Below are 491 nucleotides of genomic sequence, written 5' to 3' on the forward strand. Positions count from 1 at the left end.
CGGGCTCGACGCAGATGGTAACTGTTTCTCAGCTCAATCCAATTTATGTCGATATCAGTCAATCATCCGCCGAGTTATTGGCGCTTCGTCAGCAATTTGCGGCTGGTAAACTTAGCACACCGCGTACTGCACAGGTTCAGTTAAAACTCGCCGATGGCTCAACCTACCCGATGGTGGGGCAACTTCGCTTCGAAGAAGCTAAAGTGGATAGTACCACAGGCACGGTTAATCTACGCGCGGTATTTAGCAATGATAACTTTGTACTGTTGCCAGGGATGATGGTGAATGCCCAGTTGATTCAAGGTATTATCAATAATGCGGTATTATTGCCACAAAGTGCCATTAATCGTACAGCCAAAGGTGAATCAACCGTGTATGTGGTTGACGCTAATAATAAAATCCAAGTACGCCCAGTTACGGTTCAAGGTACCCACCAAGGTCAATGGATTGTCACTAGCGGTCTAAAACAAGGTGAGCAAGTGGTGATGGTT

The 491-nt window shown here is 46.4% G+C and carries 1 protein-coding gene; it reads left to right on the top strand.

What is annotated here, in order from left to right; translation table 11 throughout:
* Window positions 1-491: efflux RND transporter periplasmic adaptor subunit (locus tag IV512_RS19735; protein ID WP_209406484.1), on the top strand; the 491-nt coding region annotated here is incomplete at both ends.

Source organism: Pseudozobellia sp. WGM2, from assembly GCF_017810075.1.
In the GTDB taxonomy this organism is placed as follows: domain Bacteria; phylum Bacteroidota; class Bacteroidia; order Flavobacteriales; family Flavobacteriaceae; genus JADNYK01.